The organism is Streptosporangium sandarakinum (genome assembly GCF_050942225.1).
Lineage (GTDB): Bacteria > Actinomycetota > Actinomycetes > Streptosporangiales > Streptosporangiaceae > Streptosporangium > Streptosporangium nondiastaticum.
The window spans coordinates 1,965,928-1,989,714 of the sequence record NZ_CP192034.1 but is presented as its reverse complement, the minus strand read 5'-3'; the positions used below and the strand labels follow the sequence as shown (position 1 = coordinate 1,989,714).

General features: G+C 72.0%; 17 protein-coding genes. 8 read left to right on the top strand and 9 right to left on the bottom strand.

Going from position 1 to position 23,787, the window contains the following annotated elements:
* Position 1 precedes the first annotated feature (1 nt).
* The gene (locus ACQP10_RS09345) at positions 2 to 1,855 is read right to left on the bottom strand and encodes an ABC transporter substrate-binding protein (protein WP_433541226.1); all 1,854 of its coding nucleotides are present in this window, start codon (positions 1,853 to 1,855) and stop codon (positions 2 to 4) included.
* A 410-nt stretch (positions 1,856 to 2,265) separates the two neighbouring features.
* On the opposite strand from ACQP10_RS09345, the gene ACQP10_RS09340 reads away from it, so the two are divergent.
* A complete protein-coding gene (locus ACQP10_RS09340) occupies positions 2,266 to 3,027 on the top strand; it encodes an SDR family oxidoreductase (RefSeq protein WP_346020754.1) in 762 nt (253 codons plus the stop codon).
* 156 nt (positions 3,028 to 3,183) lie between these two features.
* On the opposite strand, the gene ACQP10_RS09335 is transcribed toward ACQP10_RS09340, so the two are convergent.
* The gene (locus ACQP10_RS09335) at positions 3,184 to 4,014 is read right to left on the bottom strand and encodes an ATP-grasp domain-containing protein (protein ID WP_346020755.1); all 831 of its coding nucleotides are present in this window, start codon (positions 4,012 to 4,014) and stop codon (positions 3,184 to 3,186) included.
* Positions 4,015 to 4,174: 160 nt separating this feature from the next.
* Positions 4,175 to 5,179, bottom strand: a complete 1,005-nt coding sequence (gene bla, locus ACQP10_RS09330) for a class A beta-lactamase (RefSeq protein WP_346020756.1) — start codon at positions 5,177 to 5,179, stop codon at positions 4,175 to 4,177.
* Positions 5,180 to 5,551: 372 nt separating this feature from the next.
* Here bla and ACQP10_RS09325 point away from each other — a divergent pair, with 372 nt between their 5' ends.
* Positions 5,552 to 5,827, top strand: coding sequence for a heavy-metal-associated domain-containing protein (locus tag ACQP10_RS09325; protein WP_346020757.1), 276 nt, complete (start codon positions 5,552 to 5,554; stop codon positions 5,825 to 5,827).
* A gap of 311 nt (positions 5,828 to 6,138) precedes the next feature.
* Here ACQP10_RS09325 and ACQP10_RS09320 read toward each other — a convergent pair whose 3' ends face one another.
* On the bottom strand, positions 6,139 to 8,676 hold the full coding sequence (locus ACQP10_RS09320; RefSeq protein WP_346020758.1) for an MMPL family transporter: 2,538 nt from the start codon (positions 8,674 to 8,676) through the stop codon (positions 6,139 to 6,141).
* Positions 8,677 to 8,752: 76 nt separating this feature from the next.
* Between ACQP10_RS09320 and ACQP10_RS09315 the strand changes: the two genes are divergently transcribed.
* Both ACQP10_RS09315 and ACQP10_RS09310 read left to right on the top strand, forming a co-directional pair.
* Positions 8,753 to 9,328 carry a TetR/AcrR family transcriptional regulator gene (locus ACQP10_RS09315; protein ID WP_346020759.1) on the top strand — a complete coding sequence of 192 codons (576 nt, stop codon included), beginning with the start codon at positions 8,753 to 8,755 and terminating at the stop codon, positions 9,326 to 9,328.
* 120 nt (positions 9,329 to 9,448) lie between these two features.
* On the top strand, positions 9,449 to 11,041 hold the full coding sequence (locus ACQP10_RS09310) for a serine/threonine-protein kinase (RefSeq protein ID WP_346020760.1): 1,593 nt from the start codon (positions 9,449 to 9,451) through the stop codon (positions 11,039 to 11,041).
* Positions 11,042 to 11,188: 147 nt separating this feature from the next.
* Here ACQP10_RS09310 and ACQP10_RS09305 read toward each other — a convergent pair whose 3' ends face one another.
* From ACQP10_RS09305 to ACQP10_RS09290, 4 genes are read right to left on the bottom strand one after another with little or no spacing between them, the layout of a single operon-like run.
* Positions 11,189 to 12,991: an IucA/IucC family protein gene (locus ACQP10_RS09305; protein WP_433541225.1), complete on the bottom strand. Its 1,803-nt coding sequence runs from the start codon at positions 12,989 to 12,991 to the stop codon at positions 11,189 to 11,191.
* Complete coding sequence (locus ACQP10_RS09300) at positions 12,988 to 13,539, bottom strand: GNAT family N-acetyltransferase (RefSeq protein ID WP_346020761.1); 552 nt, start codon at positions 13,537 to 13,539, stop codon at positions 12,988 to 12,990. The genes ACQP10_RS09305 and ACQP10_RS09300 overlap by 4 nt, the downstream gene beginning before the upstream one ends.
* Positions 13,536 to 14,825, bottom strand: coding sequence for a lysine N(6)-hydroxylase/L-ornithine N(5)-oxygenase family protein (locus ACQP10_RS09295; protein ID WP_346020762.1), 1,290 nt, complete (start codon positions 14,823 to 14,825; stop codon positions 13,536 to 13,538). Before ACQP10_RS09295 ends, ACQP10_RS09300 begins: the two co-directional genes overlap by 4 nt.
* A 29-nt stretch (positions 14,826 to 14,854) precedes the next feature.
* Positions 14,855 to 16,342 carry a pyridoxal phosphate-dependent decarboxylase family protein gene (locus ACQP10_RS09290; RefSeq protein ID WP_433541224.1) on the bottom strand — a complete coding sequence of 496 codons (1,488 nt, stop codon included), beginning with the start codon at positions 16,340 to 16,342 and terminating at the stop codon, positions 14,855 to 14,857.
* 144 nt (positions 16,343 to 16,486) lie between these two features.
* Between ACQP10_RS09290 and ACQP10_RS09285 the strand changes: the two genes are divergently transcribed.
* Positions 16,487 to 19,099 (top strand): GNAT family N-acetyltransferase, encoded by a 2,613-nt coding sequence (locus ACQP10_RS09285; protein WP_433541223.1) that lies wholly within the window; start codon positions 16,487 to 16,489, stop codon positions 19,097 to 19,099.
* A gap of 22 nt (positions 19,100 to 19,121) precedes the next feature.
* Here the strand turns inward: ACQP10_RS09285 and ACQP10_RS09280 are convergent, their stop codons facing one another.
* A complete protein-coding gene (locus ACQP10_RS09280; protein WP_433541222.1) occupies positions 19,122 to 20,858 on the bottom strand; it encodes a right-handed parallel beta-helix repeat-containing protein in 1,737 nt (578 codons plus the stop codon).
* Between the two features lie 64 nt (positions 20,859 to 20,922).
* Here ACQP10_RS09280 and ACQP10_RS09275 point away from each other — a divergent pair, with 64 nt between their 5' ends.
* The 3 genes from ACQP10_RS09275 (at position 20,923) to ACQP10_RS09265 (ending at position 23,757) form a co-directional block, all read left to right on the top strand.
* Positions 20,923 to 21,810, top strand: a complete 888-nt coding sequence (locus ACQP10_RS09275; RefSeq protein WP_346020766.1) for a TetR/AcrR family transcriptional regulator — start codon at positions 20,923 to 20,925, stop codon at positions 21,808 to 21,810.
* Positions 21,811 to 21,954: 144 nt separating this feature from the next.
* A complete protein-coding gene (locus ACQP10_RS09270; protein ID WP_179818973.1) occupies positions 21,955 to 22,824 on the top strand; it encodes an AraC family transcriptional regulator in 870 nt (289 codons plus the stop codon).
* 144 nt (positions 22,825 to 22,968) lie between these two features.
* A complete protein-coding gene (locus ACQP10_RS09265; RefSeq protein WP_433541221.1) occupies positions 22,969 to 23,757 on the top strand; it encodes an aminoglycoside 3'-phosphotransferase in 789 nt (262 codons plus the stop codon).
* Positions 23,758 to 23,787 lie beyond the last annotated feature (30 nt).

Genomic DNA, 23,787 nt, shown 5'->3' with positions numbered 1-23,787 from the left:
GCTACTCGCGGTCGTCGGTGACGGAACGGCGGCGGCGGGCCAGGAAGAAGCCCAGGGCGCCGATGACCACGACGGCCGCGATGCCGCCGATGATCGGGCCGGTGCTGGAGCCGCCGTCACCGGCGGAACCCGCGGCCGCCGGGGCCGGGGCGTCCAGCGAGTAGATCGGCCAGTGGCCGCTGGCGCCGTAGAAGAGGCCCTTGTCCTCCGGCATCGGGGTGATGCTGGAGATCCGGTCCTTGCGGTAGCCCTCCAGGTCGTTCTGGTAGTAGAGGGCGATCACCGGGGCGTCGGTGTAGAGCTGCTTCTCCATCTTCTTGATGACCTCGGCGCGCTTGGCGCGGTCGAGCTCGCTGAGCTGCTCCTGGTAGAGCTTCTCGTAGTCGGGGTTGCAGTAGAACGACTCGGTGCCGCCGCCGTCGCCACTGGCCGTGGGCCTGCGGCTGCACAGGTGGGTGGCGAGGATCTCCTCGGGGTCGGGGTTGACCGACCAGCCGCTGATGGCGATGTCGAACAGGCCGGTGAAGCCGGTCTCCTCGGTGAACTTGGTCGAGTCGAGCTTCCTGGTGGTCAGCGTGATGCCGATCTGCTTGAACCAGCCGGTGAGGTACTGGGCGAGCTTCTCCTCGACGGGGGTGTCGGTGTGGATGCTGAACCGCATCTCCAGCTTGCGCTTGCCGTCGGGCATGGTCCGGACGCCGTCCGAGCCCTTCTTGTAGCCGGCGTCGTCGAGGATCTGGTTGGCCTTGGCGACGTCGAAGGTGACCTTCTCGTCACCCTCGGCCTGCCAGAAGAAGTCCTTGTACATCGGCGGGATGATCGACCCGTCGGCGGGCACGGCCAGGCCGTTCTGCACCTGGTCGACCAGGGCCTGCTTGTCGATCGCGTAGTGGATGGCCTGGCGGACCTTCGGGTCCTTCAGCGCCGGGTGGCCGTCGCCGACCGGCTTGTCGTCGATCGTGGTGGCGCCGTGGTTGATCTGGAGGTAGGCGGCCCGGCGGCCGTTGCCGTTCCACTGCACGATGTTCGGGTCGCCCTTGAGCGCCTCGTACTGCGGGGCGTCCAGGCGGCCGATCAGGTCGATGTCGCCCTTCTTCAGGCCGGTGATGGCGGCCTCGGGGTTCTCGTAGAAGACGACGTCCAGCTCGTCGATCTTGGGCTTGCCCCGCCAGTAGTTGGGGTTGGCCTCAAGCCTGACGTAGGCGTCCTTCTTGTGCTCGACCGCGATGAAGGGGCCGGAGCCGACGATCGGGTACTGGTCGTTCTGGAACTGGCCGGGGTCGCCGGCCTTCTCCCAGACGTGCTTGGGCACGATCGGGATGGGGTTGTCCAGCATCGACGCCTGCGGCTTCTTGGTCTTGATGACCAGGGTCCGGTCGTCGGTGGCGGTGACGCTCTCGAAGTTCTCCACGGCCGGGCCGTTGCCCTGCTTGGCCGCGTCGTTCGTCATGATCGTGTTGAACGTCCACGCGACGTCCTGCGCGGTGACCGGCTGGCCGTCGGACCACTTGGTGTCGCGGATCTTGAAGGTCCACGTCAGCTTGTCGTCGGAGGTCTCCCACGACTCGGCCAGCTCGGGGCTCGGCTGCAGGGTCTTGGGGTCGGGGACCGTGAGGTAGCTGTAGATCCACCGGTGGACCGACGAGGAGACCAGCCGGACCGCCAGGAACGGGCTCATCGAGTCGACGGCCTGCGTCGCGCCGATGCGGACGATCTTCTTTCCGGCCGCGGGAGCCTTCTGCTGTACGGTCTGCGCCCGAGTGGCCTGTGTCTGCGCCTGCCCTTGCGCAGCGGGGAGTGTGGCCATCACCAGCGCCACGCCCAGCGCCGCGAGGCGCCCGCCCAATCTGGTCATCGTTTCTGTCCCACCTTCGAACCGGTGAATCGTTGTAGAAGAAGGCACACCATAGGGACGGCGCGTGTCAACGAATGGTGGAAGATTGTTTCACTCTCGTTTCCTGGCGTGATATTTCTTTTCAGTCACGGCCCGAACCCCCGGTGAGACGGGCTTGACGGCGCACGGGTGACTGTGGGAAGCGACGACGGACAGCCCGGAAAGGGCGTTCGACACGGCCCGGAAGGGGTGTCCCTCACGGTCCCGGAAGGGGTGTCCTACGCGGTCCGGAAGCGCACCGGAGGCGGCCCCCGCGCCCTCCCGCGCGGCCCTCCCGGCTCATGAAACGGCCCTCGCGCCCCCGGCGGCACGGGAGGCGGGGGACGGGACCGCGTGGACGGTGAAGCCGCCGGTACGGCATGCTGCAGAACATGACTCTGTTCTCCGTGGAAGGCAAGACGGTCGTCGTCACCGGCGGCTCCCGGGGCATCGGCCGCATGATCGCGGCGGGTTTCGTGCGGGCCGGGGCCACCGTCTACATCTCCTCGCGCAAGGCCGCCGAGGCGGAGAAGACCGCCGCCGAGCTGGGCTGCGTCGCCGTACCGGCCGACCTGTCCACCGAGGACGGCGCCGCCGCGCTGGTGGAGGCGGTCTCGGCGCGGGAGTCGCGGCTGGACGTGCTGGTCAACAACGCCGGCGCCACCTGGGGCGCGCCCCTTGAGGAGTATCCCGAGGCGGCCTTCGACAAGCTCTGGGGGATCAACGTCAAGGGCGTGTTCGGCCTGACCCGGCGGTTCCTGCCGCTGCTGCGCGCCGCCGCGAGCCCCGGCGACCCGGCCAGGGTGATCAACGTCGGTTCCGTGGACGGCATCCGCGTCCCGGCCATGGAGACCTACGCCTACTCGGCGACCAAGGCGGCCGTCCACATGCTGACCCGGCACCTGTCCCAGCGGCTCGCCGCGGACTCGATCACGGTCAACGCCATCGCGCCCGGGCCGTTCGAGTCGAAGATGATGGCGTTCGCGCTGAACGACCCGGCGACCCGCTCGGCGATCGAGTCGCACGTACCGCTCGGCCGCATCGGCACCCCCGAGGACATGGCCGGTACCGCGATCTTCCTCGCCTCGCGGGCGGGGGCCTACCTGACCGGGACGGTCATCCCGGTGGACGGCGGGATCACCGCGCACGGCTGACCCGCTCCCGCCTCCGGCGGTGACGACGCCGAGATGAGCCCCGTACGGCGTGCGCCCCACTGCGCCGGGGCGCACGCCGTATCGGTTCCCTCCCCGGGCCGCTCGCGCGCCGCGCCGGGCCTTCCGGTCAGGACCGCGCGGGGCGCGGCGGGCGGGTCAGATCGCGTCGGCGAGGGCGCGGGCGAGGCGCTCGGCGGCGCCGGGCGCGTAGCGCAGGAACAGGTAGGGCTCGGTCAGCTCCAGCTCGATGAGGACCGGGGTCCCGTCGGCCAGGCGGACCATGTCGACGCGGGCGTAGAGCAGGTCCGGCAGCTCACCGAGCACCCGTTCGGCCAGCGCGACCTGGTCGGCCGCGGGGTCGCGCAGCTCGGCCCGGCTGTTCTGCCGATCGGTGGCGGACCCGGCGGCCAGCGCCGCGCTGCGCCGTACGGCGTGGCTGAACCGGCCGCCGAAGTACAGCAGCGAGGTCTCCCCCTCGGCCTCGACCATGTCCAGGTACGGCTGGACCATCGCGGTCCGGCCCTCGGCGGCGATCCGGGCGGCGTGGGCCTCGGCCTTGCCGCGGTCGCGGGTCCTGATCGTGTCGCGCGCCCCGGCCGAGACGGCGGGCTTGACCACGTACTCGTCCAGGACCGGCAGGTCGGGCGCCTCACCCGGCCCGATCCAGTGAGTCGGGATGAAGGGCGCGTCCAGGTCCCGCATGTAGGTCTTGTCGGTGTTGCGCTCCAGCACGGCGGCCGGGTTCAGCAGCCGGGTGACCCGCTCGACGCGACGGGCCCAGCCGAGGAACTCCTCACGGCGGTCGATGTAGTCCCAGGGGGAACGGACCACGACGGCGTCGAAGCCTGCCCAGTCCGCCTCGGGATCGTCCCAGCGCACGACGCGCCCGGTGATCCCGGCATCGGCCCAGGCCGCGAGAGCGGTCTCCTTCTCGTCGTCCATCCCGTCCGGATCGGCGAATGTCACATAGGCCGCAGAAACGCTCACTTGATGTCCCATACGTAAGTGATCAAAGAATCGTATGAACATTACATAAAACCGAGCATTTCTACAGAATTGGTGACGCCTGGCCCGGAAGGCGGCAGAGGCGACAGAGGCGGCCGACGGGTGCGGCCTGGGCCGGAAGGCGGCGTTCGCCGAGCCCGGATCAGCTCCTGGGGAGCTTGCCGAGGGCCTCGGCGACGATGGTCGCGGTGTCGGCGACGGCCTTGTCGTCGTTGGGCGCCTTGGCGGCCCGGTGGGTGGTGTAGATCGCCATGACCAGCGGGGCCTTGGCGTTCTCCGGCCAGACGACGGCGATGTCGTTCGTCGAGCCGTGGTACGAGCTCGCGCCGGTCTTGTCGCCGATGGTCCAGCTCTTGGGCAGCCCGGCGCGGATGCGCTTGTCACCGGTCTTGTTCGCGCGCAGCCACCCGTTCAGCCGCGCCCGGTCCTTGGCGTTCAGCGCGTCACCGAGCGTCAGCTCGCGCAGGTCGGCCGCGACGGCCGCGGGGGTGGTGGTGTCCCGCTTCTCCTTGGGACTCCAGATGTTCAGCTCGGTCTCCCAGCGGTCCAGGCGGGAGATCGGGTCCTTGAGGGTGCGGAAGTACCGGGTGAGTCCGGCCGGGCCGCCGATCTGCTTCAGCAGCATGTTGCCGGCCGTGTTGTCGCTCTGGGTGATGGCCGCCTCGCACAGCTCGGCGACGGTCAGCCCGTCCTCCACGTGGTCCTCGGTGACCGGCGAGTTCTCCTTCACCTCGTCCTGCGTCCAGTGGACGACCTTGTCCATCAGTCCGGGCTCGGTCGTGCGGGCCTTGTTCAGCACCGCGGCGGCGGCCACCGCCTTGAAAGTGGACAGCAGCGGGAAACGCTCCCCGGCCCGGTGGGTGATCTTCTTCCCGGTGGCCGTGTCGACGGCGTAGACGCCGATGCGGCCGTCGAACGACGCCTCCAGCGCGCGCAGCCGGCGACCGGCCTCGGCCTGGCCGGACGGCGCGGCGGCCTGCCGGTCGTACCGGACCTGCGCCGTCGGCGCGTGGACGGCCGCGGCGGAGGTCTGGACGGCCGCCGTGGCCGTGCCCGGGCCGTAGATCGTGCCACCCGCCAGAACGGAGACGGTCAACGCGGCGGCCTTCAGCGCCGCGGGGAAACGCCGGGTGTGCAGGGGTCGCATTCCGCGTCCTTAGCTCTCGACAACAACGGAGCTGCGAGCACACCAGAGGGGATCGGTGGATGTCCAATATTCGTATGACCGCGACATCGATACCGAGAGCGATATAAGACCAGGCCAGACCCGCCAAAAAGACGATCATGGCGGCCGGGGCGACGCGGTCCTTGCGGCGCGTCCTCGACCCGCCCGGCTCCGGCGGGCGACGCGCCCGCCGCGGCCCCGGCCCAAGAGGCGCGGCGACGGCGGGGCGGGACCGGCCGGACGGCCCTCGCCCGACTCCCCTGGGGAGCGAACCGGGGAAGACAAACCCCCTACGGGTATGTTACAGTCTCGCCCGAGGATACCCCCAGGGGGTAAAAGAGAAGGAGGACGGACATGTGCACTGCGTGCGCGTGCGGCACGGAGACCGCTCGGACCGAGGCGCCCGTCGAGGTGGGCACGGCGGACGGCAAGACCTATTCGGTGAGCGGGATGACCTGCGGGCACTGCGTCTCGTCGGTCTCCGGTGAGATCGGCAAGGTCGGCGGTGTCACCGGCGTGGCCGTCGATCTCCCCACCGGCTCGGTCACTGTCAACGGCTCGGGATTCACCGACGAGGAGATCCGGGCCGCGGTGGAGCAGGCGGGCTACGCGCTGGCGAGCCGGTCCTAGAGGAGCGGGCCCCGGAAGAAGGCGGTGGGCGTGCACCGGCATGCACGCCCACCCGCGGGACCGGCCCGATTCGACATCGCACCCGACCCCTTGGGTTTTCAACGCCTATGTCATCGCCTTCGCCGGCGCGGCGAACCGTCAGCCGTTGTTCGCGGAATGCCGTTTCGGCGCTCCACGACTTCGAGCTCGGCCGAGCGGGACTTCATGGAGATGAGAAGACACCCTGGTCTCCATGATCTGGAGACCAGGGTGTCCGCGCATCAGGGGGAAGTGCCCGGCCGCCCCGGGTGCGATACCGGGCGGGACACGCCTCAGTGGTGGAGGGGGTGCCGCCGTTCGAGCGCCGCGCCCTCGACGTCCACGTTCGGCATGATCCGGTCGAGCCACTTCGGGATCCACCAGGCCGACTTTCCGAGCAGGTGCATGAGCGCCGGCATCAGCAGCAGTCGCACGATGAACGCGTCCAGGAGCACCCCGAAGGCCAGGCCGAACCCGACCGAGCGGATGATGATCGACTCGCTGAACACGAACCCGCCGAACACCGCCACCATGATGACGCCCGCCGCTATGACCACCGAGCGGCCGGCGCGCAGGCCCTGCATGACCGCGAGACGCGCCGGTGACCCGTGCACGTACGCCTCGCGCATGCCGGAGGCGAGGAACAGCTGGTAGTCCATCGCGAGGCCGAACAGGATGCCGACCAGGATCACCGGCAGGAAGCTCAGGATCGGGCCGACCCCGTCGATGCCGAGCGGGCCGGCGAACCAGCCCCACTGGAACACGGCGACGACCGCTCCGAAGGTCGCCAGCAGCGACAGGATGAACCCGCCGGTCGCGACCAGCGGCACCAGGAACGAGCGGAAGACCACGATCATGATGAGAAGCGACAGGCCGACCACGATCGTGAGGTACAGCGGCAGGACCTCCGCGAGGCTTTCGGAGATGTCGATGTTGATCGCCGCCTGGCCCGCCACCCCGAGCGATGCGTCGCCGTTCACGGCTTCCACGAAGATGGGCTTCATCGTGCGCAGGTCACGGACGAGCTGCTCGGTCGATTCGCTGTTCGGCCCTTCGGAGGGCGCGACCTGGAACGCTATGACCCTCTTGTCGTCGGACACGCCGGCGGGGGCGACCGCGGCTATGTCGTCGAGATCCGCGAGGGCGTCCGCGATGGTCACCTCGGCCGTGGTGAGGTCGTCGTCCGGCACCGCGGCGGGGAGGGTGGCGACCACGATGAGCGGCCCGTTCGCACCCGCGCCGAATTCGCGCTCGGTGACGGTGAAGGCCGTGTTCGTGGTCGACCCGTTCGGCTCGGACGAACCGTCGGGAAGGCCGAGCCGCATGGACAGGACCGGGATCGCGACGACGAGCAGGGCGGCCACCGAGACGAGGGCCGTCACGATCGCACGCCACGTCGGCATGGGCTTGACGGGCTTGCCCGCCGGCACGGCGGACGGCGCGGCATCCGCAGCGGCCGGAGCCGCCGGCACGCGTTCACGGTTCCTGCGGGAGAGCACGCGCATGCCCGTGAGTCCGAGCAGGGCGGGCGTGAGCGTGATCGCGACGAGTACGGCGATCAGCACGCACGCGGCGCCGACCGTGCCCATCAGGCCGAGGAACGGGACGCCGGTGATGTTGAGCGCGAGCAGGGCGACGATCACGGTCGACCCGGCGAACACGACGGCGTTGCCGGCGGTGCCGTTGGCGAGACCGATGGACTCGTGGACGCCGACGCCCTGCAGCAGCTGCTTGCGGTGGCGGTTGACGATGAACAGCGAGTAGTCGATCCCGACGGCCAGGCCCAGCATGACGCCGAGGACCGGGGTCACCGAGGCCATCTGCACCATGCCCGAGAAGGCGAGGGCCGCCAGGACGCCGGTGGCCACGCCGACGAGCGCCGTGACGATCGGGAACGACGCGGCCACGACGCTGCCGAGCATGACGAGCAGGACGACCGCGGCGATCACGACGCCGACCGCTTCGCCGACGCCGATGATCTGCGGGACGCCCTGCGCGATGTCGGTGGAGAAGTCGGCCCCGACACCGTCGATCGGCTTCGACGTGAAGTGGTCGATGACCCCGTCCTTCGTCTCGGGGGCCAGCTCCATGCGGGGCTCGGTGAACGCGATCGTCACCCGGGCGGCGGAGCCGTCCTCCGAGACCATGCGGATCTTCGACGCGTGGGCGAGCAGTCGCTCGCCGAGCGCGAGCTCCTCGTCGTTCCCCTTGAGCTCGGCACGCGAATCGTCGATCTTCTTCTGTTGCTTCGCGAGCGTCGCCTTCTGCTTGTCCAGCAGCTTCTGCTGCGCGTCTAGCGCCGCGAGCCGCTGCGCCGGCGCGCCCGCCGCCTTCATCTGCTTGCGCGCCGCGTCGAGCCGGGCCTGGGCGTCCGCGAGCTGCTTCGCACCGGCGTCCAGCTGCGACCGGCCGTCGTCCAGCCGGGCGCGGCCGTCCTTGATCTGCCGCTTGCCGTCGGCGAGTTTCCGCTCCTGGTCCGCCCGCTGCCGCTCGGTCTCGAACGGGTCGACGACCTGCGCGACGCCCTTGAGGCCGTCGGCTTCCGCGACCAGTGCGCTGATCCGCCCCTGTTGCTCCCGGGTGAACGCCGAGCCGTCGGCGGTGTGGAACACGACGGTGCCGGACGCCCCGGCGAAGTCGGGGAGCGTGTCGCTGAGCTCGTCGATGACCTTCGACGAGGCCGTGTTGGGGATGTCGAAGTTCGAGGTCAGCGTTCCGGAACCGGCCGCGAAGCTCACGCCGGCCAGGATCAGCAGCGCCACCCACGCGCCGATCGTGATCCACGCGCGCCGTGCGGCGGCCCTGCCCAGCCGGTAGAGGAGTTCGGCCATGTATTCGTCCCTTCAAAGTTCCCGGGAATAGTAATACGCAACGCACCGTATTGGTGAATTTGTTAGCATGAGGGCCATGCCGAACCAACGTCGCGGGGCGCCCCGCAGCGAAAGCGCGCGACTGGCGATCCTTCAGGCGACCGCGAGGCTGTTCGCCCAGCGGGGCTATGAGCACCTGTCGATCGAAGGGATCGCCGCCGAGGCGGGAGTGAGCAAGCAGACGATCTACCGCTGGTGGCCGGCCAAGAGCGACCTCGTGGCGGACTGCCTCCTGGACGGGATGCTGCTGCCGTCCCGGCTGACGATCCCGGACACCGGAGATCTGCGCGCCGATCTCATCGCGTGGCTGGAGCAGCTCTTCCAGCTTCTTCAGGAGCCGGACGGACGCGGGCTGATGATCTCGCTGATCGCCGCCGCGACGGCGAACGAGCAGATCGGCGGCCGGCTGCGGGACAGCCTCGGCGGAGACTCCTCGCTCGCCGCGCGCCTCGCCACGGGGGTCGAGGCCGGCCAGCTGCGCGGCGACGCGCCCGTCACGGAACTGGGCGAGGCCCTGGTGGGCGCCATGATCGTCAAGGCCCTCAGCGGGCGCCCCGGGGAGAGCGCGGACGCCGTACGGCTCGTCGACGCCCTTCTGGTTCCGCCGGACTGACCGCGCGGCCCAGGTCATGACGCGTGCGGGCGTCACCCGCGCCCCCGAGCCGTCCCCGCGACAGCCGGGGCACCCGTAAGGTTGGCCCGAGTTGCCGGGACGGAGTCAGTAGGGGCGGGTATGCCGGATGTGACGCCTGATCTGATCGTGGGGCGGTATCGGCTCGTGGAGCGGATCGGCCGGGGCGCCGTGGCCGAGGTGTGGCGGGGATACGACCACCGGCTCGACGTGGCGGTCGCCGTCAAGATCCTTGACCCGTCGACCGGCGGTGTCGCCGCAGCCGAGCGGTTCGCCCGCGAGATACGGGCGGCGGCGCAGATCGTGCACCCCAACACGGTCACCCTGCTGGACGTCGGCCAGGAGGCGAACCGCCGCTTCATGGTCATGGAGCTGCTGACCGGCCGCGACCTCGCCGCCGAACTGGCGGCCCGCGGCCCGCTGCCGGTGGCCGAGACCTGCCTCCTGCTCGCCCAGGCCGCGGCGGGGCTGGCGGCGGCGCACCGCGCCGGGGTGGTGCACCGCGACGTCAAGCCCGCCAACCTCCACCTGAGCGGTGACGGCACGCTGAAGGTCGTCGGCTTCGGTCTCGCGCGCATCGCCGGCGAGGCCGCCCGGCCGACCACGACCGGCGCCATCGTGGGCACCGCCGCCTACCTCGCGCCCGAGCAGATCGGCGAGTCCGGCGGGGAGGCGGCCTCCGACCTGTACGGGCTCGGCTGCGTCGCCTACGAGCTGCTGTGCGGGCGCCCGCCGTTCACCGGCTCGGTGCCCGAGCTGGTCCACCAGCACGTCCACCGCTCCCCCGATCCGCTCGGCGTCCACCGGCCGGACGTCCCCGCCGAGCTGGAACGGCTCGTCATGGCCATGCTCGCCAAGAACCCGGGCGGGCGGCCCGCCGGGGCCGAGCAGGTGCGCCAGGTCCTGGACGGCATCGCCCGCTCGGTCCGCCCCCCGGCCCGCCCCGCCGCCCCGGCCGCCCGCCCGGCCGGTCCCCCCGTACGGCCCGCCTTCCCGGCACCGCCCGCCCCGTCCGGCGCCCACCCGGCCGATCCCCCGGTGGCGGCCCGTGCGGGCGACACCACCGTGTTCGCGGCCCCGCCGGTCCCGCCGGTCGCTCCGCCCGCCGTACGGCCCGGCCGGTCCGCCGGGCCGAGAGGGGACCGGCGGCTCCTCCTTCAGGTCGGCGCGGCCCTCGTGGCCATCGTGATCGCCACCGTGGGGGCGGCGACCCTGTTCTCGGGCTCGTCCGACTCCGACGGGACCGTCACCGCCACCGTGTCCGCCGCCGCCCCCGTGGAACCGGTCCGCGAGCGGGAGCCCTCCGCCACCCCGGCCCCGACCACCCCGCCCACGGCACGGCCGGCCCTCACGCCGACGCCCATGCCGACCCGTACGGCGGCCCCGGCCCGGCCCGCCGTACGGGATCCGCGTGCCTGGCTGGCGGCCTTCGACCGGGCCGTGACCGCCCAGCAGGAGCGCGGCGGCATCGACCCGCGCCTGGCGCGCAAGACGCACCACAGGATCCGGGAGGCGTCCCGCAAGCTCGCCGAGGGCAAGGCCCGCGAGGCGGGCAGGAAGATCCAGGAGGCGGGACGGGACCTGCTCAAGGCCCGTAGCAAGGGCAGGCTCGCCGACGGCCCCCTGACCGCGTTCCTCGGCGGCGCCGGCCTCGACGCGCCCAGGGACCACTCCTCTGACGAGGACGACGACTAGCGCGCCCGGAGCCCGGGGCAGGTCGGCCGCCCGGCCTGACCGCCGTGCGCACCGGTCAGGCGGCGTCGCGACGCGAGAGGCGGACCGGCACCGCCGTGACGCGTCCACCGCACCGGCACCGCTGCCGCGCCGGTGCGGTGGCCACGGTCACGACGCGGCCAGGACCGTGTCCGTCCGCCGGGGCGCGAAGGCGGCGATCGGGTTGCGCAGCGTGCCGACCAGTTGCAGCGCGGCCGACGGGTCGGCGAGGTCCACCATCTGCTGGTTGTCGCGCAGCTGGAGCCGGTTGAGGCAGGACAGCGCGAACTCCGCTGCGAACAGGTCGTAGCGGGCGAATCGATCAGCCAGGTGGGTGGCGCCTTCCTGGTACGCGAGAGCGCATTCGGCCACCGTGCCCCAGAACTCCTCCTGCGTGAGCAGTTCCCGTTCGGCGAGAATGACGTTGAGGTAGCGCAGGAAACCGTCGAACACGTCGGTGAAGATGGACAGCAGCCGCATGTCCTCCGGCACGTCGGCGCGGATGCGCTCCACGGACTCGGGCAGCGGCGCGTCGGCGTCCATGACGACGATCTCCTCGGCGATGTCCTTGAAGATCACTCGGTTCACCGCGTCGTCGGCGAGCACCAGGATGACGTTCTCGCCGTGCGGCATGAACGCCAGGTCGTACGCGTAGAACGCGTGCAGCAGCGGGGTGAGGTAGGCGTCCAGGTAGCGGCGCAGCCATACCCGTGGCGGCAGCCCGGAGCGTTCGATGAGCGCCGCGGCCAGGGAATGGCCCTGCTGGTCGACATGCAGCAGCGAGGCCATGGTGGCGAGCCGCTCGCCGGGCCGCAGCGCCGGCACCGGGCTCTCGCGCCACAGCGCGGCGAGCATCTTGCGGTAGGGCGAGTAGCGGTCGGTGGCCGCCTCGAACCGCCGGTGCCGGTAACCGATCGCGGCGCGTTCGCGCAGGATGGTGAGCCCGCTCGCCCGGAACACCTCGTCGCCCGCGACCAGCTCCGCCAGCCAGTCGTTGATGGCGGGGGTGGCCTGCATGTACGCCGCGGACAGTCCGCGCATGAAGCCCATGTTCAGCACCGACACGGAGGTCTTGACGTAGTGCCGCGCCGGATCGGAGACATTGAAGAAGGTGCGGATCGACTGCTGGGCCACGTACTCGTCGGGTCCGCGGCCGAGGAAGACCAGCCGGCGGGTGGCGAGCTCGCCGGCGAAGGTCACCGACAGCTTGTTCCACCACTGCCACGGGTGCGCCGGCAGAAACAGGTAGTCGGCCGGGTCGAGGCCGAGGTCGGCCAGGGTGGCGGCGAACGCGGCGACGGTGTCCGCGCCGAGCTCGTCGCGGACATGGCGGTCGTAGTCGGTGTCCGCGCTGCAGGTGAACGTGGCGTGGTCGCGGTGTGCGGCCAGCCAGACCAGCCGGACCGGCGCCGCCACCTCCGGCGCGTACCGGTGGTAGTCGTCGACGCCGAAGCCGATCCGGCCGTTGTTGGCGACGAAGCCGGGGTGTCCCTCGGTCATTCCGGACTCGATGGCCTGGAAGTCGGCGGTGGCCAGTTCCCGGGCGCACCGGGTGCGGTGGCCGAGCTTCCAGGCGCTGCTCGCCAGGGTGGCGGTGATCTCCTCCAGGTACACCGGCAGGATCTCGTCGCGCAGTCCGAGCGCGCCGCGCATGTCGAGGAAGAGGTCCAGCGCGTCCAGCGGCAGCTCGGCGCCGGCCCGGTGCCGGGTGATGCCGTCCGCGTCGATCTCCCAGTGGTCGAGGGCGTACATACGGGCGGTGAACCGGTACTCCACCGCGCCGTCGTCGCCGCGGACCGAGAAGCCGTCGCCGTCGGGGACCGGGGTCAGCAGCCGCTCGTGGACGAACTCGGCGAGCGCCTTGCGCACGAGCAGCCGGTTGGCGCGCTCCCAGTGCGCGGGGACGAGGTGGGCGATGGCGGCGTTGATCACGTGGGTACTCCGGTGGCGGCGAGGAACTGCGCGCGGGTGCATACGCTGAGCAGTGCGGTCTTCTCGGGCTTGGCGATCGGGCCGACGGCGGTGAAGCCGACGACGGCGTTGAGGGCGTGTACGGCGGTGTTGCGGATGTCGGGTTCGACGACCACCCGGCGCACGGCGGGGTCGGCGAAGAGCCAGGCCATCACGGTGGTGATCACCGCGCGGGTGAAGCCGTGCACCGGCGTCCCGGCCGGCGCGGTGAGGAAGTGCATGCCGATGTCGCCGTCCTCGGGCTCGTACAGTCCGACCAGCTCGACGTGCCGGGGGTCGTAGCGTTCGGCCAGGAATGCCGGCTCACCGCGGTACAGGCCCAGGTACGCCTCGTGGTGCGGGTGCGCGGCGATGCGCCGGTACTCGGCGGCGACGTCGGCCACGTCGGCGTCCTGCATCATCCAGTACACCGCCTTGGGGTGCGTCACCCAGCGGTGCAGAAGCCCGATGTCGGCCTCGACGTCGAGCGGGCGCAGCGAGTACTCGCCGTGAACGAAGGCGGCGGTCATGCCGGCGCCCCCGCCGGCGCGCCGAACTCCTGGAAGGCGATGCTCTTCTCGATCGGGTAGTGCTCGCGGCCGAGCAGCTCACGCACGATCGACGAGTTGCGATAGGCGCCCATGCCGAGATCCGGCGAGGTGACGCTGTGCGTGTGCGTGCCGGCGTTCTGCACGAAGATGCCGCGGCCGGTGACGTCGATGCTGTAGTTGCGGGCCACGTCGTAGCGGCCGGCCGCGTCCCACCGGATCCGGTCTCTGATCGGCTCCAGGAACGCCGGTACGGTGTGCCGGTATCCGGTGGCCAGCACCAGGGCCTCGGTGGTCAGCGTGAATTCGCGCCCTTGCTCCTCGTGGCGCAGATCCAGGGTGTACGTGCCGGTGGCCCTGTCGTGGGCGGCGCCGGTCAGCGCGGTGTTGGTCAGCAGGCGGGTGGGCACCGGCCGGTCGACGCTCTTGGCGTACAGCAGGTCGTAGATGGCGTTGACCAGTTCGGCGCTGATCCCCTTGAACAGTCCCTTCTGCTCGCTCTCCAGGCGGTACCGGGTCGGCTCGGGCAGCGCGTGGAAGTAGTCGATGTAGTCCGGTGACGTCATCTCCAGCGTCAGCTTCGTGTACTCCAGCGGGAAGAACCGCGGCGACCGGGTGATCCAGTTGAGCTGGTATCCGTCGGTGTCGATGGTGCCGAGCAGGTCGTGGTAGACCTCGGCGGCGCTCTGCCCGCTGCCGACGACGGTGATGCTGCGCTTGCGGCGCAGGGCGTCGCGGTGCGTCAGGTACGCCGAGTTGTGCACCACGTCGCCGCCGAGGTGCCGGCAGGCCTCCGGGATGTGCGGCTGCGTCCCGGTCCCGAGGACGAGACGCCGGGCGCGGTACGTGTGCCGCTCGCCGGCCCGGACGACGTAGAGCCCGTCCCGGTCGTCGTAGCGCACCTCGGTCACGGCCTGGCCGAAACGCACGTTGCTCAGCCGGTCCGCGACCCAGCGGCAGTAGTTGTTGTACTCGCTGCGCAGCGGATAGAAGTCCTCCCGGATGTAGAAGGGGTAGAGGCGCCCGGACTGCTTGAGGTAGTTGAGGAACGAGTACGGCGACGTCGGGTCGGCGAGGGTCACCAGGTCGCAGAGGAAGGGTGTCTGCAGGTGCGTGCCGTCCATCACCATCCCGGTGTGCCAGCCGAAGTCCGCCCGCGGGCGGGCCTCCAGGAACAGCCCGTCCAGTTCGGCGATCGGCTCGGTCAGGCAGGCCAGCCCCAGGTTGAACGGGCCGAGCCCGATCGCGATGAAGTCGTGGGTCGGCATGGCGGGTCTCCCGGTGGTCGAGTGGCGGGTCACGAGGCGGTGCAGGCGGGAATCGGGCCGATCACACGTTCGACGTACCGGTCGGCGTGCTCGGCGACGAGTTCCACGACGGCGGCGATGTCGTCGATCGTCGTCTCGGGGTTGAGCAGGGTGAACTTGAGGAAGTGCCGGCCGTCGACCGTGGTGCCCGCGACCACCGCGTCACCGGAGGCGGCCAGCGCCGCCCGGGCGTGCAGGTTGGCCTCGTCGGCGTACGCGCGCCCCGGCCCGGTCGGCAGGTAGCGGAACACGACGGTGCTCAGCTGCGAGCGGGTGACGACCTCGAAGCGGGGATCCTCGCTGAGCAGACTCCAGGCGGCCGCGGCACGGTCCACCACGTCGTCGAAGAGTTCGCCGATCGCGTCGGCGCCCATGACGCGCAGGGTCATCCACAGCTTGAGCGCGTCGAAGCGGCGGGTGGTCTGCAGGCTCTTGTTCACCTGGTTGGGAATGCGCTCGGCCACCGTCCGCTCGGGGTTGAGGTAGTCGGCGTGGTAGGTGGCGTGCCGCAGGGCGCGGCCGTCGCGCACCAGCAGCGCGCTGGAGCTGACCGGCTGGAAGAACGACTTGTGGTAGTCCACGGTGACCGAGTCGGCCCGCTCGATGCCGTCGAGCAGGTGGCGGCGGGTGCGTGAGACCAGCAACCCGCATCCGTACGCGGCGTCGACGTGCAGCCAGGCGCCGCCCGCCGCGCAGCGCCGGGCGATTTCCGGCAGCGGGTCGATCGAGCCGAAGTCGGTCGTGCCGGCGGTGGCGACCACGGCCATGACGGTGAGGCCGTCACGGCGGCAGCACTCGAACGCTCGGTCGAGCGCGGCCGGGCGCATCCGCCGGTCCGCGTCGACCTCGACGGTGACGACCGCGTCGGGGGCCAGGCCGAGCAGCTTCGCCGACTTCTGCACGCTGAAGTGGCCGGCGGCGGAGGCGAGGACGCGCAGCCGGGGCAGTGTCTCCGCGCGCGGTGGTCCGGACGCGGCGAGTGCCTCCTCCCGGGCCAGCAGCAGGGCCTGCAGGTTGGACTGGCTGCCGCCGCTGGTGAAGACCCCGTCGGCGAGCGGGCCGAGGCCGGCCCGTCGGGCGGTCCAGTCGATCAGACGCTGCTCGATCAGCGTGCCGCCCGCGCTCTGGTCCCAGGTGTCCAGCGAGGAGTTGACCGCGGCCAGCACCGTCTCGCCCAGCAACGCCGGGATCACCACCGGGCAGTTGAGGTGGGCCAGGTAGCGGGGGTGGTGGAAGTACACCGCGTCGCGCAGGTACACGTCGTTCAGCTCGTCCAGGGCGGCGGCCGCGTCGCCCAGGGGCCGGTCGAGGTCGACCGTGGCGACCTCCAGGGCGAGGTGCTCCGGGGCGATCCCGGTGAACGGCCGATCGGCCCCGGCAATCCGGGCGGCGACACGGGCCGCGCCGTCGGTGACCGTGCGCAGGTACCGATCGGCCGTGGCGTTGGTGAGCAGATGCTCGCGGGCGGCGGGGGGCATCAGGTCTTCCTCCGTGGGTTACGAGGGATCAGGTGGCGGCGGCCGGATCGGCTGGACAGTGGCGGGCGTACGAGTGGATCAACCTTCACGCTTTCTCCAGTAAGGTAATCCTTAGTTAGGAGAGGGTAACCTAAGGAGGATCATGTGAGGAGGGGGGCCGCCCGACGGAATCAGTGGGGCATTCCACACATGTGGGGCGACACTGTCGAGGACCTGGCCTACGTGCAGGGCTTCACGGCCGTCACCGATCGCGCCTGGCAGGTGCAGACCGAGAAATGGCGCTCCGAGGGCCGGCTGGCCGAACGACTGGGCCCCGCACACGTGCCCTGGGACCGTTTCGCCCGGCGGGCCCGGCTGGACGACACCGCCCGCCGCTGCTTCCAGCGACTGCTCCCGGAGACCAGGCGCTGGATCGAGGCCTACGTGGACGGCGTCAACGACGCCCTGCCGCACGCCGACGCTCCGGAATTCGGCGCGGCCGGCTGCGCTCCCGACCCGTGGCGGCCCTGGTCGCCGCTCGGCGTCTTCCTCGTTCAGCACATCCTCTTCTCGACCTTCCCGAACAAGCTGTGGCGCGCCCACGTCAGCGCCACCCTGGGTCCCGGGGCCGGCGACCTCTTCGCCATGGAGGGGCCGGCGGGCGCGGGCAGCAACGCCTGGGCGGTGGCGGGGGACCCGGGCGCCGGACGGCCCACCGTGATCGCCGGCGACCCGCACCGCGTACTCGAACTGCCGGGGATCTACCAGCAGGTCCGCCTCTCCTGCCCCGAATTCGACGTGGCCGGGCTGGCCTTCCCCGGCGTTCCGGGCGTGCCGCACTTCGGCCACGCCGGCCCGGTCGCCTGGGCCGTCACCAACGCCATGGCCGACTACCAGGACCTCTACCGCGAACGGCTGCGCCGCCGCGACGGGCGGATCGAGGTCCGGGAGGCGGACGGCTGGACCGCCGTGCCACACCACGTCGAACGGATCGCGGTACGCGGCGGCGACCCGGTCGAGGTTGAGATCATCGAAACGGCACGCGGCCCGGTCATCGACGTCGACCGGACCACCGGCGAGGCGATCAGCCTGCGTACGCCCACCCGTGTCGACGGCGATCTGGGCTTCGACGCGCTGCTGCCGCTGCTGCGTGCCCGCCGCGCCGGCGATGTCGCCGAGGCCCTGCGCGACTGGGTGGAGCCGGTCAACAGCGTCCTCGTCGCCGACGACACCGGCACGGTGCTGCGCCTGGTCGCCGGCCGGGTGCCGATCCGCGACGACCGCTGCCGCGACGAGCCGGTCCCGGGCTGGGACCCCCGCTACCGCTGGCACGCCGGGTACGCCCCGATGCCGTCCGTCGTCGTGCCGGACGTCGAGGTGCACGCCAACGACCGTCGCGCGAGGGACAACGCGGAGCTCGGCCGCGACTTCGCTCCGCCGCACCGCGCCCGCCGCATCCGGGCGCTACTGGCCGACGGCGCGCCCGCCGGCACCGTGCACACCGACACGCTCGCCGACCACGCCGCCCTGCTGAGCCTGCTCCGGCGGCTGCCCGCGCGGCGGCTGAGCCCGGCCGGGGCGATCCTGCGCGACCGGCTCCTCGCCTGGTCCGGCCGCATGGACGCCGACAGCGCCGACGCCGGCGCGTTCGCCGCCTGGCGGGCCGCCCTCGCCCGGCGGCTGGCGGAGGAGCCCGCCCTGCGGCCGCTGCGGGCACCGAGCGCCTTCGACGAGCGCTTCGCCCCGTGGACCGACCCGGCCACGCGCGTGGGCCTGGCTCTCGACGGCCTCGTCACCGGACTGCCGAGGCTGGGCGGTGACCCGCTGCCGCCGGCCGCGGCGGCGCTCGACGAGGTGGCGGCCGGTCCGGAGCCGGACGCCTGGGGCGAGCGTCACCTGCTGCACCCGGTGCACCTCGGCGCCGATCCGGCGGTGGGCGCCGCCGTCGCGGCTCTGCGCGCCCGCGTCCGGCTCGCCGGCGACAACGACGCGGTGCTGGCCACCGACAGCGTGCCCGGGGTCTCCGACGTCTGCCGGCGCGGGCCCGCCGCCCGCTACGTCTGGCAGGTGGGCGACCGGGCCGCCAGCCGATGGATCGTCCCGTTCGGATCCTCCGGCCGCGCCGGCGACCCGCATTTCCTCGACCAGTCGGCGCACTGGGCCGCCGGCGACCTCATCCCCCTGGAAGGAGACCCGACGATGGCCGTGGTCGTGTACGAAGAGGACCTACCGGGCATGGGCCGGTTGAGCCTGACCGTGCTGAACCCGCAGACGGACGCCGAACTGGTGCACGGCTGGGTCACCCAGCCCCGCGCCACGTTCTGGGGCATGCTCGACCACTCCGTCGAGCAGGTCCGGGAGATCTACGAGCTGGTCGACGGCCTGCCCACCCACCACGCGTTCCTGATCCGGCTCGACGACCGGCCGATCGGGCTGTTCCAGAGCTACGAGCCGGACGCCGACCCGGTCGGCGAGCGCTACGACGTGCGATCCGGTGACGTCGGCATGCACCTGTTGCTCGCACCCGGGCAGCAGCCGCCCCACGGCCTGACCGGGGCGGTGGTCCCGGCCCTGCTCCGGTTCCTGTTCCGCGACCCCGAGGCGCGCCGCCTGGTCGTCGAGCCCGACGCCCGCAACGAGCGGGCCCTGAACCGGCTGAAGATCACCGGCTTCACCTTCGAGGGCGAGATCGACATGCCGACCAAGCGGGCGCAGCTGGCGTTCCTCACGCGCGAGCGGTTCACCGCGCTGTTCGGCGACCACCCGGACGCCCGCTGACCTCGTCGCCGGCCGCGACGGCTCAGGCCCCGGCCGACCGGTCCCGGTCCCGGTGCCGCCGTCCGGCCCGCGCCCGGATGGCGGCGGTGGCGGCGTTCAGCTCGTGCTCGTCCTTGATGGTGACGTTCCCCTCGTAGGTGACGCCGCTCGGCGGGTCGTCGTGGCCGAGCGGGTCGGCGTCCCAGAAGTTGCCCCGGTAGACGACGTTCTCCAGCGGCGGCCCCACGTGCAGCACGGCCGTGTTGTCGGCGCGGGCGACGACGTTGCCCTCGACCGTCACCCATGAGGCCCCGTAGTCGGTGTAGAGCCCGAAGTTGTACGGCGTGCGGGTGTCCTCGATGACGTTGCCCCGCACCAGCGCGCCGTTGCCGTGCGAGTCGCCCTGCGGCCCGGACAGGTAGACCCCGCCGCCGTCGGCCAGGACCTGCATGGTGTCGGCGGTGCGGTTGTTCAGGATCCGGGTGCCCTCGCCGGGTCCGGCCGTGATCCCGCAGTGCGGCACGTCGCCGATCTCGTTGTGCGCGACGACGCAGCCGGACGTCCCCATGATCGAGATGCCGGGCGATCCGCGGTATTCGAGCCCGATGCCGCGCACCAGGTTGTCCTCGATCACCGTGCCCCGGCTGCCGGACACCACGACGGCTCCGGCGGAGAGGGTGTCGAAGTCGCATCCGCGCACGGTGAGCCCTTCGCCGCCGGACACGCCCAGCCCGGACGCCCCGAGCCGGGTGAACCGGCAGCCCTCGACCACCGCGTCCACGGTGTCCTCGAAGACGACACAGGCGGGAATCGTCACGGAAGCGGCGGGATACGTCACGGACGCCCCCTCCCCCAGGACCGCCACCCCGACGCCGCCGCCCTCGTAGTAGCCGCTGCCGTGGTAGTGCACGAAGCCCTCGGGACAGCTCGGGCGCAGCCAGGTCGCGTCGGCGAACACCAGCCCCAGGAACGCCGTCCCCCGCGCGCCGGCCACGCGCAGCAGGGTCTCCAGCACCGGGGCGACCACCCGGGTGCGCGCGGGGTCCTCACCGGGGCGGGGCAGGTAGCGCAGCACGTGGTCGCCGGGGCGGGAGCGGTCGAGCACGAAGGTGCCCGGCTCGCGCAGGAAGCTCGGGTCGTTCTCGATCCGGGTGGGCAGGCCGGGGCCGGTGGAGGTGACGCCGTCCCACGTGGAGTCGTACAGCTCGGCGGCCCAGTCGAAGGCGGGCCGGGCCATGGTGATCGCCGTCAGGCCGCCGTCGCGGGAGACGTCCGCGACGCCCAGGCGGGCCTCCGTCCACGGGTAGACGCCCCGGTGGACGAACTCCACGTCGCGGGGGCTGCGCCAGCCGAGCGGCTCGGCGCTGTCGGTGACGTATCCGGTGGCGGTCGCGGCCGGGGACGAGCCCGGCAGGCCCGGGATGCCGGCGCGGGCGGCGCGGCGGCCGTCGACGTGGAGCTGGCGGGTCTCCAGGTCGCCGACCTCGGCCGTCCAGACGCCGTCGCGCTCGCGCCAGCCGGTGATCGTCCGGCCGCCGCTCAGCACGGCCTCCTCCCGCGCGGGGGTGCCGTACCCGTACGCCTGGTAGACGACGCCCGAGTCGGCCTCGGTGAGTTCGAGGGGCCGGGCGAGTTCGTGGGTGCCGCCCCGGAGCAGGACGACGACGTCTCCGCCCGCCTCCCTGGCGGCCGACCGGGCCCGTTCCAGGGTGGCGAAGGGGCGTTCGAGGGAGCCGGGCCAGGAGTCGTCCCCGTCGGGGGCGACGTGAAGATGGAACATGCTTGACCGCCTTTGCTGTTTATACCGTACACAAGGTATTACACCATAAACACAGGAGGTGCCAATGGCGCAGGGCAGAGCCGGGGACCCCGACCACGGGGTGGAGCTGCTGTGGCGGGAGGTGGAACGCGAGCCGCGACCGGGCCTCAGCCTGCGCCGGATCGTGCGCGCCGCCATCGAGCTGGCCGACGCCGAGGGCCTGGAGGGGCTGTCGATGCGCAAGGTCGCCGACCGGCTCGGCTTCACGACCATGTCGCTGTACCGGCACGTTCCCGGGCGCGACCAGCTCGTGGACCTGATGCGGGACGAGGTCCTGGGCGAGGTGCTCGCCGAGGCGCCGGAGGAGGGACCGGGCGCCGAGGGGGGCTGGCGGGAGCGGCTCGTGGAGGTGGCCCGGCAGGGGTGGGAGCTCCGCGGGCGGCATCCCTGGCTGGCCGAGGTGCGCGGCTCCCGTCACCTGCCGGGGCCCAACGCCGTGGCCCACTACGACTACATGCTCGGCACGCTGACCGGCACCGCGCTGCGACCGTCCGAGGTGATCGCGGTGATCGACCTGCTCGGCCGGTTCGTGGACGCCGAGGCCCTGCTCCTGGCCGAGACGCGACGCGAGGAGCGGCGCAGCGGCGTGTCCGAGCAGGACTGGTGGGGCGCCCGCGACTCCCTGTACGAACGGCTCGACCGCTACCCCACGCTCACCCGCCTGTGGGAGACGGGCGGCTGGGACCACCCGGAGGACTCCTTCACGTTCGGCCTGCGCCGCCTCCTGGACGGCGTCGAGGTGCTCGTCCGCGAACGCGAAAGAGAGAGTGACGAAAGTCGTGACGAAACAAGTCCGGAGAGCTGCCCCGAATGCGGCACCCCGCTGGACGCCGCCCCCTCGGGCCGCCCCCGCGTGTACTGCTCGCGGGCCTGCCGGCAGCGCGCCTACCGCAGGCGCAGGGCCGACGCCTAGGAACGGCCCGGACGAGCAGGCCCCGTACCCGTATGACCCGGCCGACACGGCAGGCGCCGTACCCGATCCGAGCGGGCATGGAATGTCGGGTCCGGCCTGGTTCGCCACGCCTAGCGTGATGACGCGAAAGAGAAGGAGACGGGGATGCTGGACCGGCTGAACCAGGCCATGCGGCACATCGAGGAGCACCTCGACGAGCGGATCGACGTCGCCGAACTGGCACGGATCGCCGTCACGTCGGAGTACCACTTCCGGCGGATGTTCTCCGCGCTGGCCGGCATGCCGCTGTCGGAGTACGTCCGCCGCCGGCGGCTCAGCGTCGCCGGTGCCCTGGTGATCGCCGGGGAGGAGACGCTGCTCGACGTGGCGGTGCGGTACGGCTACGGCTCCAGCGAGGCGTTCGCCCGCGCGTTCCGCGCCGTGCACGGCATCGGCCCCGGCGAGGCCAGGCGGACCGGCGCGGCCCTGCGCTTCCAGCCCCCCATGTCCTTCCGCCTCGTCATCGAAGGGAGCATGAGCATGCGGTACCGGATCGTGGAGAAGGACGAGTTCCGCGTGGTCGGCAGGAAGGCGCGAATCCCCCTCGTCCACCTGGGGGTGAACCAGCCGATGGCCGACCACATCCGGAGCATCGACCAGGAGACGCTGGGGCGGATGGCGGCGCTCTCCGACCAGGAGCCGCGGGGGATCGTCTCGGTGTGCGACGACATCGACCCCGGCCGCGCGGAGGGCAGCGAGCTGGACTACTACCACGGCGTGGTGACCGGCGCCGACGCGCCCGGGGACCTGGACGCCCTCGTCGTCCCGGCGGGGACGTGGGTGGTCTTCGAGAGCTCGGGACCGGTCCCGGAGGCGCTGCAGCGCATCTGGGCGGACGCCTACTCGCAGTGGTTCCCGTCCAACCCGTACCGCACCAGGCCGGGGCCGGAGATCATGCGGCTCACCCGGATGTCACAGGACGGCAAGGAGGCCGCCGCCGAGCTGTGGCTGCCCGTGGAGCGGACCGAGGGCTGATCGGCCCGCGGGAGACGCCTGCCCACGAGAAACGCCTGCCCGTGGGAGACGTGCGTCCGGGGTGGGCCGTCCGGCGGTCCCGTGCGGACCCGCCCGCGGGAAACCGTTGGCCACCGGCCCGGAGCGGGGAGGATCATGTCTGTCATGAGCCTCCCCGTCATCTCCGAGATCCCGACCGGGCCGGTGGCCGTCCCCGCCGTCGTCGCGGCGCTCGCCGGCGACGACACCGTCACCCCGGTGTGGCGCAACGAGCTCGGCGGCCTGACGTTCCGCCTCCAGGACGCCTCCGGCGGCGCCCGTTACGCCAAGTGGGTCGCCGCGGGCACCCCGGAGATCGACCTCGCCGGCGAGGCGGAGCGCCTGGCCTGGGCTCAGCGGTGGGTGCCCGTCCCGCGGGTCATCGAGCACGGCTCGGACGCCGACGGCGCGTGGCTGGTCACGGCGGCGATCCCCGGCCGGTCGGCGGTGGACCCCCGGTGGACCGCCGAACCGGCGACCGCGGCCGCCGCGGTCGGCCGGGGACTGCGCCTGCTGCACGACGCCCTGCCCGTGGAGGAGTGCCCGTTCGACTGGGGCGTCGAGCGGCGGCTCGTCCGCGCGGACGAGCGCATCGCCGCCGGGGATGGACCGGCCGACGGCCTCGCCGAGGCCCGGGCGCGCATCGGCGAGCCGCCCCCGATCGACCGCCTGGTCGTCTGCCACGGCGACGCGTGCGCCCCCAACGCCCTGCTGCGCGACGACGGCGCGTTCGCCGCGCACGTCGACCTCGGCTCGCTCGGCGTGGCCGACCGGTGGGCCGACCTCGCGGTCGCGGCGTGGAGCACGGAGTGGAACTACGGCCCGGGATACGAAGGCATCCTCTACGACGCGTACGGGGTCGCCCCGGACCCCGAGCGCATCGCCTACTACCGCCTGCTGTGGGACATGACCTGACCGGCCGCGTCCGCCCGGCCTCCGCGAGGG